This window comes from Spirochaeta isovalerica, from assembly GCF_014207565.1.
Taxonomy (GTDB): domain Bacteria; phylum Spirochaetota; class Spirochaetia; order DSM-2461; family DSM-2461; genus Spirochaeta_F; species Spirochaeta_F isovalerica.
The window spans coordinates 1-8,919 of record NZ_JACHGJ010000017.1 but is presented as its reverse complement, the minus strand read 5'-3'; the positions used below and the strand labels follow the sequence as shown (position 1 = coordinate 8,919).

The following is an 8,919-nucleotide window of genomic DNA, read 5'->3' as shown; positions in this document are numbered from 1 at the left end:
CCACTTGAGGTAAGAAAAATTAACAGGTTGCATGAAGCCTATGAGGCGGCAACTTTCATCCGGAATGGGTGGCAATCTTCACCGGTATCTCAACAATATTATAAATAGTGAAATTGAACCATACTCGATTCGATCTGGACACTTATTTTATAATGATAATTTTATTACTAAGAGCCCTAAAATATTTATAGATTATTGGTTAAATGAAAAAGGGGTCATCTACTCGGATTCTTTTGTAAGTCGACAAAATATATTTTTAGAATCCATTTTTTCTGGCATGGATGTTGATGGAAATTACTACTGGAGTAACGGTTCTGGATTATGGACATTTAATACATATGGGGAATTAATGAATATTATCATCACTCCAATGACAGATTCTGTGAATTCAGAAATGATACGGTTTGTAATAGATGATAAGGGAAATGCTTATAGAATAGTGAGAAATACAAAATATGAACTAAAAATGCTAAGAAGATCATGGTAAATCCACATAACAATCGAATTAACAGTGACAGAGTCTATTGTCAGGGTATCTGCTGCTACACTTCGTTTCGAAGCAAATACCCCGCCAATTCCTTTCGCTTTGCTACAGGATCGAGTCTGCACGTTATTCGGGCGTTATCTAGAAAGTTAAAAAGGAAATATTAGTATTATTTTAAATCATATGCAATAATATTATAGAGGTGTTTTATGGGTGTACAAGATTTAGCAACTGAAGTAGCTTCTTCTTTTCTAAGTGATCATATAAGTGCTTTAATTGTAATTATACTTTTATTACTAAATTTGATAATACAACTCTTGTTTTTCTTTCTTAGCAAAACATCAACTGAAAAAATGCATAATGATAATTTATCCTTTCAAAAGAATAAAAATATAATTGAGAAATCTATAGTCGTATATGAAGAACTATATTCAAAACTCATAACATTAAACAATCAAATATTTAATGATTTAATATCAGGAAAAACTAATACCAAACATAAATCAGTAATTCAAGGAATCCGTCTTGAAAAACAAATTAAAGAATTATATCTATCAAATTCATTAAGTAGATTGATTGACGACATGTTAGATTATTTTAGTAGTATTTTAATTGACCCAACACAAAAAAATGATAGTAAAGAAATTTCATTTCTAAAGAATTTTACAGAGGAATTTAAGAATATTGAATAATTCAATTGTATTACCAAGACATTTTGGAGTAACAAAATCAGATGATTTTATTGATGATATTTCCTTTATCTTTGAATCATCGATAAAAAGGAAAGAGTTTATAATATTTATAAATAGAATTGAAAAAATATCAATTTTAAATCAATTACTTGTATATAGATTTATTAGTTTTACTGCTGAAAATCATCTTTTCAAAAATCCAAAAATTAGCTGGGATGAAAAATCATTACGTATGTTTACAATTGCGGGGATATTTGATCTTATGAAAACATACTTGAATTCATCAAAACAAACTAAAAAAATATATGAAAGTTACAAAAAACTATCAATTGATAAAAAAGATAAATTATTTATTGCCCCACATCGAATAATTAGAAATGAAGAAGATCAAAGAACGAGTCTGGAACATAGTTACTTAGAAAGTGTTAGAACATATTATTCAGATAAAAAAGTAAAAAGAATAATTTCAAGAATTCTAACCGAAACATTAAGTAATTTTTGGGCACATGCAGAACAAAAATCAGGTACTGTTATGGTTTCTAAAGGAAATAATGATTACTTTGAAATTGCCTTAGCAGATAATGGCATTGGAATTATAAAAAACTTACGCGATTCATATGAAAAATATTCTGATTTAGATGATGCTCAAATACTATTAAATGCTATAAAGAGGGGAATTACATCTAAACCCAAGACAGACCATATGGGTTGGGGTCTTTGGTTAATAAAAAAATTGGTTGAAATGAATAGAGGCGAATTATACATAGCTTCAGGATATGGACGATTGCACTTTAAAAAAGATAATATGAAAATATATAATCGAAAATTTTGGAAAGGTACCATAATTCAACTTAAAATTCTTTTAACAGAACCTTTTTCTATATGTGATATTCCAGAATTGCAAGATGATTGCGGATTAAGTATCAGATGGGAGTAAATTATGTTATATAAGATGTGTGAAAAGAGTAGTGATATCTCAAGCAAAGAAATAGGGTTTGAAATTGCAAAAGATCTATTACAATTAATAAAAGACCATGATGAAGTCGAAATTAGTTTAGAAAACATTGAAATTATAACAACGAATTGTTCTAAAATAATATTTGGTACTATTTATTTAGAACTAGGCGCAGAACAGTTTTATAAAAAAATAAGAATAACCCAAGCTGATGATGAAATGAAAATTATCATTCAGCAAGGCATTAAAAATGCAATATCTGAAAATTAGAAATTATTGAATATTAAATCGTAGATAACAAAGCCATGAACAGAGACCGAGTCTTTTGTCAGGGTATCTGCTGCTCCACTTCGTTCCGAAGCAAATACCCCGCCAAATCCTTCCGCTTTGCTCCAGGAACGAGTCGGCTCGTTATGGCGACGTTAGGTGGAAATAAGAACCAAATAAAAAAATATTTTTCTATTTATGATATATTTATAAAGTTATTAAATTTAAATTTTTGAGGAAACAAAAATGAAATACAACAACGTACTCTTATCTAGTGTTATACTTTTTTTAATTTTATCAGGTGTATTCTCCCAAGATTTTAATCTATCTGAATATTCAAAATCAGTTCTTCTCCTATCTGATAACTGTAGTGTAATTGATTATAGAAAAATATTACAAAATTCCGAAAATGAATATAGTTTCGATGATTTAAATTACTTGGAAATCGACATTAATGGAACAAAACTTATTTCAGAATATGGAAGTTTAGGGCGACAGTATACTGACGTGTTCCTAGAAGACCTAAATAATGATTCCTTTCCAGAAGTCTTTGTAAAATTCAAAACTATGATAGGATTTTATGCAGGAAAAAGAGAATCTCTTTCCATTTATGAATTAAAAAATAGTACAATAGAATATATAGGATTTATCGAATTAGCTAGAAGTGAAGATGATGGCGATAGGTTCTATCAATATCTTGATAATCAACAATATTTTAAAAATAATTATAGAATTATTAAAACAGTTAGTAAAGACTCGAAACCTCCCTATAATGCCGACCCTTTCATTTTTTATTATTTTGATGAATTATCTCAAAGATATATAAAGGAAGAGTCTGCAAATCATCAATCATTTCTGTCCCAATTTAAGAGAGAATATGAAACAGGAAAAAAACATTTTGAAACTGATAATTTATATTTTATTAATGACAATCATATCAATGTAAGGAATGCTATTGGTTTGGATAGTCAAGTCTTATTTCAAGTAAATAATTTAGATAAAGTATACTTATTAGACCGCTCATATATTGTGTATTCAGTCAATAATTTATCAGAAAATTATTGGTATAAAATAAAGACACTTGATGGAAAAGAGGGGTGGATGTTTGGGGAATATTTGCTTTTGAATGATTAAAATACTAAAAAAAAAAGGATTATTTAAAAATCCACCTAACAAGCATTTGAAATTGACAAACCTACTGTCATAAATACTGCCTTTCGCTTCGCGGCAGTATTTACGCCAGCTATACGGTTTGCAATTTAAATGGATGTTATACAGAATTAGGGTATTAAATTCATTTACCCTATTTTACTATTAGATCTAAAGAAATTTAATCTATAAAGGTGAATTAATGAATTGGATTATTAAAAGAATAAGTTTTATATTATTGCTATTAATTTTCATAATCAGTACTTCCTGGTCTCAGGAAATTGATATATTGAATTACAGAAATGTATTACACGATGGACGAAATAATATAGAAGAAGCTAAACCAATTGCGTTACAAGCTAAAATAGAATATGAAAACAATAATTTCTTAGAAGCAAAAAAATTATATATAGATGCCCTTCGACTCGCGACAAATTCTAATTGGTATTTTGATTTCGGGGAAGTATTATTTATTCTCAATCAATTTGAGCAAAGTGAAAAAGCATACGAATTGGCTGCATTGACAGATTATTCGAGAAAGGATTTTGCCTATTACAATGCTGCATGTGCAGCATCAATGCGATACTCAAACTCATCTTTATATTTTTTTGAACTAGCTCTCAATGAGGGCTACTCTTATTGGAATCATTTAATGAACGATACTGATATTACATATTTGAGATCTCTTGATGATTTTCATTTATTATTTAATAGATATCGGTTACCAAATACCCTTATAAATATCCACAATGATTTAAGCACAGTAAATGCATCTTCAATTGATAGTATTGAAGTAGATGTTGATGGTGATACTGAAAAAGAGTTAATAATTCTTCTAAAATTTAACTATTCACTTATTAGTGAAATGTCTGGAAGCTATTATTTCGCTTTATACAAAAAGATTGATAATCATTGGGAATTTGTGAATAAGACAATAAGTAACTTAATTTCAGTTCCATCACTTAGCTATTCAGAAAACATCTTAGAAAATATTCGGAGAGATGGACCATATATAATACAGAATTTAGACAACACAACTGGTTCTGAATTACTAATATTAAGCAGAGGTTTAACATATCAATCTGGTAAAATATTGGCCTTCCATAATCAAACCCTAAATGAAGTTGGTGAGGTTGAAGGATTAGAATTGATCCAAACATTTAATAATACTAATTATCTAATCGGCCATAAAATAACAGATTTTGCTTTTGGAGATGGTACTAGCGAAATATACAATCAATACCATTATAAGGATGGAATACTTAATATTGATAATCTAGATCCAACAATAATCGACCTACTGTATCAAAAAAAAATGAGAGTCTATACTGAAAATCCTAACATTGCCTCAGCCTCATCTTTATTCTGGTTTCTGTATAATTACAAGAAAAATATATTATCTAATACATGGATTAATGACAATTTTATGAAAAGTCCTGAATACAAATATAAAAATGAATTATTGAATATCATTAGGGCTGAAATACAGAAATAATGAAAACTAAAAAACTGTATAACAAAGCCATGAACCAGATTTTCTTAGGCATATATCCTGCTCTTTCAGCTTCGCTGGCTGGATAAATGCCACGAAAACAGGTTATGGCGACGTTATGTGGAACAATTTTGATTTTTAAGGAAAGAATAAAAAAATGTTTGGTATATTCTACGATCGAAATGATACTTTTTCTGCAATTAACCTTTTAGAGGCTATATTCACAATGGAAAAGGATAATAATATTTTTTCAAATAAAACGAGTTTGATACTAAATGCGCAAATTGATTCTCTATTAAGAGCATACTCAATAAAATCAGTCGAAGATCTATCTTCCGGAATTTTTTTGAACTATTCAGAACAGAAAGTTCAAAAAGTCATAGATGCTATCAATACTCAGGGATTAAAAAAGCTGAAATTAAATAGCCAAGAAGCAAAAACTGTTATTACCTTGCAAAAAAAGAGTGGCGAATTAGAACTGTTAAAAACTGTTTTTGCATCATTCTACTCTTATTTATTTCGCATATTAAAAACAAATCAAAATGCACATCCATTTTTGGAGGGCTCATTTCCTATGGTGATATATGCTGGTATTCTTGGAAATACAGTTAGTTTTGCAATTGATGAAAAGTTAAAACCTATATGGGATTTTCTTTCCATTTGCATATCTCCGCAGAAAAAAGAATTTTTACGATCAGAGTTAATACAAAATTATGATTACCCTACAGAATCTTTTTGGAAATATTACGTTGAAGATCAAGCTGACATGTTATGAAACTAAATATGTTACAAAACAGTGGTTAAGAAGTAAATTTAATCTATTCTTATTGAGAAGATAGCTTTATTTTAGCATGTTTATTTTTTGAAAAGGACATCATATGATCAGAAACAGGATATTTGAAATTATCGAGCCAGCAAAAAGCAATGATCATCATAGTCGAGTTTTTGATAATACTATCCTTATATTAATAATATTCAACGTAATTTCAGTTATTCTAGAATCATTCTCTTCTATTGCACTACGATTTCAAGCTCAGCTAGACATATTTGAGATAATATCAATTACAATTTTTTCAATTGAATATTTATTGAGAATCATTACATCAAACTTATTATATAGAGAAAACGATAAAGCTCGAGCAGTTTTAAAATACATCTACTCCCCTATGGCAATCATCGATTTATTCGCAATCCTTCCATTTTTTATACCAATGATATTACCTGTTGATTTGAGATTTCTAAGAATACTTCGGCTAACAAGGATACTTAGAATATTTAAAATTAATAGATATACAACCTCTTTAAGCATGATAGGCAGAGTTTTGAAGAAAAAAAAAGAGGAACTAATAGTCACGCTATTTGTTACATTCCTACTAATTCTTCTTGCTGCATCTGTAATGTATTATGTTGAAACAGATATACAGCCTGATGGATTTCCTAATATATTAGCTTCTTTATGGTGGGCTGTCGCAACCTTAACAACCGTTGGCTATGGAGATGTCTACCCTTTATCTGTACTTGGAAAAATTCTAAGCGGGATTATTGCCCTGCTCGGGATAGGCTTAGTCGCTTTACCTACTGGTATTATTAGTTCAGGATTCACAGAAGAACTAGAGAATAAAAAACAAAACTATAATAGAAGCGCAAAAGCATACAAATATAAAAAACGTAAGAAAGTATTAAAAAGGAAATAATGAGTTCTAATATCATAAAAATAGCTTCCATTGTATTTATAAGTATCGGGATATTATTAATAATTGTTCCAGTACAAGATTTTCTCTATAAAGCTAAAGAAACAAATAATTATTTAAAAACAACCTGTGAAATTACAAGACTTGAAAAAATAAGAAGACCCAAAGGCGGGTATGATATTGTTTTACAATATAAATATGAAGTGAATGGAGTAATATATAAGAGTAGTAGTTTTAGTAATGGAGTTGGTGATAAAGAAGATTTTTATGTGCAATATCCCATGAGAAAAAGTTTTCCAGCATATTATGATCCTGATAATCATAAAAAATCAGTATTAGTATTGGGAGGACGAAAATATTTTCTGAATGCATCAATTATTATGGGGATAATTTTAATATTTTTTGGTATTGTGGGTTCTTTATCAAATAAGAATAAAATATTCAAAGAAATTTGGAATACATTCCTAGGATAGATGGAAAATATAAAAACACATAACAAAGCCATGAACTGAGACCGAGTCTTTTGTCAGGGTATCTGCTACTCCACTTCGTTGCGATGCAAATACCCCGCCAAATCCTTCCGCTTTGCTCCAGGAACGAGTCGGCTCGTTATGGCGACGTTATGTTGAATTAAAAGAGGAAAAAATGAAAAAAATACTAATATTATTACTATCGTTTATATCAGTTTATTTATTCTCAGAAGAATTCAAAATGAAATACTGGGGTACTGTATATTTAACAGATATGAATATTTCTTATGTAAATGTGAGACAAGATCCATCCTTAAGTGGAAAAAAGATAGATCAATATCATATTGGTCAGAATATACGAGTTTCTGGTGTATCAATGGAAGAAGAGACAATTGATAACCATACTGGTTATTGGGTAAGAGTAAATAAAATTGATGAAGATAAAAGTAAAATTTATCCGCTATATGACGGAACCGGATGGTTATGGAGTAAATTTATAAACGAGATTTCAGATATAAAACCTTCACAAATAACTTTTAAAGAATATATTCAACCGACAAGTAGAAGAAATGGAAAACTGATATTAAATATAAATCACAATGGGGATAAGCGAGAAGTAGAAGTGTACCCACATAAAGAACCAAGTCAGAATTATTACACATTCGTTTGGGCAGATGATATGCCAGAATTTATGTATTATGATATTCCAGGTACATATATCTGGTATCCAAATGATAATACAATTGAACATGTCACATATTATGGAAATGAAATGGAATCGGCATGGTGTATCATTTCTGATGATAGAGAATATTTAATACAAGATCATGGCACTTCACCTGGATCAAGAGGTGTAACAATCAAAGATATTGAAACAGGTGAATATATTTTTAGGGGTTCCTATTTTAGAAATTTAAACTTAAGTGGAAATGAAATTGAAATTTGTTATGTAGTAAGTAACTGGAATATTAATAAAGGCCGAATAGACCAGGAAACAATGAACTACTATGAAGAATATATAAGCCAAAATGAAAAACCTAATGACAGTAGTTTCATATATGATGTCGTTGTGAAATATAAATATAATTTTATTACCAAAGAACGAATATTTCTGAGCAGTAATTATGAGCCTTTTCAATAGGTTTGAGTATAACATGGAGCTGTTTGAGGGCAATGATCAAAACATAACAAACGCATGAACAGAGACAGATTTTTTTGTCAGGGTACTTGCACTCACTTCGTTCGAATGCAAGTACCCCGCCAAATCCTTCCGCTTTGCTACAGGAACAATTCTGCTCGTTATGCGGGCGTTGAGCCTGTAGAATAAGTCATTTTCCTTTCAGTTATAAACCAATCGTGGTAAAATTTTCTTAACTGGGAGGGAAATATGGCCCGATACAAGTATTATTCCTATGATCAGCAGCTGATGATTCCTGTTAATTTGAAAAATCAGATATTACCCGACACCTTTGAGCATACTTTAAACAGAGTAATAGATAGTCTCGATCTATCTGTCTTCAATAATAAATATGCAAATGATGAAACGGGAGCTCCCGCTTATGATCCGGCAATTTTACTGAAGGTTGTCCTTTTCGCCTATTCCCGGGGAATTATCAGCAGCCGAAAAATAGCCAGGCTCTGCGAAGAGAATATAGTTTGTATGGCATTGGCCGCCGACACAAAACCTCACTTTACTACTATCGCTGATTTCATATCCTC

The 8,919-nt window shown here is 29.9% G+C and carries 11 protein-coding genes; all 11 read left to right on the top strand.

Annotated features, from left to right (window positions below; all coding sequences use genetic code 11):
- Positions 1-31: 31 nt before the first annotated feature.
- The gene (locus HNR50_RS21880) at positions 32-487 is read left to right on the top strand and encodes a hypothetical protein (RefSeq protein WP_184748944.1); all 456 of its coding nucleotides are present in this window, start codon (positions 32-34) and stop codon (positions 485-487) included.
- A gap of 206 nt (positions 488-693) precedes the next feature.
- Positions 694-1,176, top strand: a complete 483-nt coding sequence (locus HNR50_RS21875; RefSeq protein WP_184748943.1) for a hypothetical protein — start codon at positions 694-696, stop codon at positions 1,174-1,176.
- Positions 1,169-2,113, top strand: coding sequence for an ATP-binding protein (locus HNR50_RS21870; protein ID WP_184748942.1), 945 nt, complete (start codon positions 1,169-1,171; stop codon positions 2,111-2,113). The genes HNR50_RS21875 and HNR50_RS21870 overlap by 8 nt, the downstream gene beginning before the upstream one ends.
- Positions 2,114-2,116: 3 nt before the next feature.
- Complete coding sequence (locus HNR50_RS21865) at positions 2,117-2,401, top strand: STAS-like domain-containing protein (protein WP_184748941.1); 285 nt, start codon at positions 2,117-2,119, stop codon at positions 2,399-2,401.
- A 243-nt stretch (positions 2,402-2,644) separates the two neighbouring features.
- The gene (locus HNR50_RS21860) at positions 2,645-3,532 is read left to right on the top strand and encodes an SH3 domain-containing protein (RefSeq protein WP_184748940.1); all 888 of its coding nucleotides are present in this window, start codon (positions 2,645-2,647) and stop codon (positions 3,530-3,532) included.
- 217 nt (positions 3,533-3,749) lie between these two features.
- Positions 3,750-5,042 (top strand): tetratricopeptide repeat protein, encoded by a 1,293-nt coding sequence (locus tag HNR50_RS21855; RefSeq protein WP_184748939.1) that lies wholly within the window; start codon positions 3,750-3,752, stop codon positions 5,040-5,042.
- A gap of 154 nt (positions 5,043-5,196) precedes the next feature.
- Positions 5,197-5,814, top strand: a complete 618-nt coding sequence (locus HNR50_RS21850) for a hypothetical protein (RefSeq protein WP_184748938.1) — start codon at positions 5,197-5,199, stop codon at positions 5,812-5,814.
- Positions 5,815-5,917: 103 nt separating this feature from the next.
- A complete protein-coding gene (locus HNR50_RS21845) occupies positions 5,918-6,733 on the top strand; it encodes an ion transporter (protein ID WP_221439962.1) in 816 nt (271 codons plus the stop codon).
- On the top strand, positions 6,733-7,203 hold the full coding sequence (locus HNR50_RS21840) for a DUF3592 domain-containing protein (RefSeq protein WP_184748937.1): 471 nt from the start codon (positions 6,733-6,735) through the stop codon (positions 7,201-7,203). The genes HNR50_RS21845 and HNR50_RS21840 overlap by 1 nt, the downstream gene beginning before the upstream one ends.
- A gap of 172 nt (positions 7,204-7,375) precedes the next feature.
- A complete protein-coding gene (locus HNR50_RS21835) occupies positions 7,376-8,341 on the top strand; it encodes an SH3 domain-containing protein (protein WP_184748936.1) in 966 nt (321 codons plus the stop codon).
- 246 nt (positions 8,342-8,587) lie between these two features.
- A partial coding sequence (locus HNR50_RS21830; RefSeq protein WP_184748935.1) for a transposase occupies positions 8,588-8,919 on the top strand: 332 nt, incomplete at its 3' end.

Excerpts from the sequence above, each read along its gene's own strand:
- HNR50_RS21880 (WP_184748944.1), top strand. The coding sequence starts at position 32 with ATGAAGCCTATGAGGCGGCAACTTTCATCCGGAATGGGTGGCAATCTT.
- HNR50_RS21835 (WP_184748936.1), top strand. The coding sequence starts at position 7,376 with ATGAAAAAAATACTAATATTATTACTATCGTTTATATCAGTTTATTTA.
- HNR50_RS21845 (WP_221439962.1), top strand. The coding sequence starts at position 5,918 with ATGATCAGAAACAGGATATTTGAAATTATCGAGCCAGCAAAAAGCAAT.
- HNR50_RS21855 (WP_184748939.1), top strand. The coding sequence starts at position 3,750 with ATGAATTGGATTATTAAAAGAATAAGTTTTATATTATTGCTATTAATT.
- HNR50_RS21865 (WP_184748941.1), top strand. The coding sequence starts at position 2,117 with ATGTTATATAAGATGTGTGAAAAGAGTAGTGATATCTCAAGCAAAGAA.
- HNR50_RS21875 (WP_184748943.1), top strand. The coding sequence starts at position 694 with ATGGGTGTACAAGATTTAGCAACTGAAGTAGCTTCTTCTTTTCTAAGT.
- HNR50_RS21860 (WP_184748940.1), top strand. The coding sequence starts at position 2,645 with ATGAAATACAACAACGTACTCTTATCTAGTGTTATACTTTTTTTAATT.
- HNR50_RS21850 (WP_184748938.1), top strand. The coding sequence starts at position 5,197 with ATGTTTGGTATATTCTACGATCGAAATGATACTTTTTCTGCAATTAAC.
- HNR50_RS21840 (WP_184748937.1), top strand. The coding sequence starts at position 6,733 with ATGAGTTCTAATATCATAAAAATAGCTTCCATTGTATTTATAAGTATC.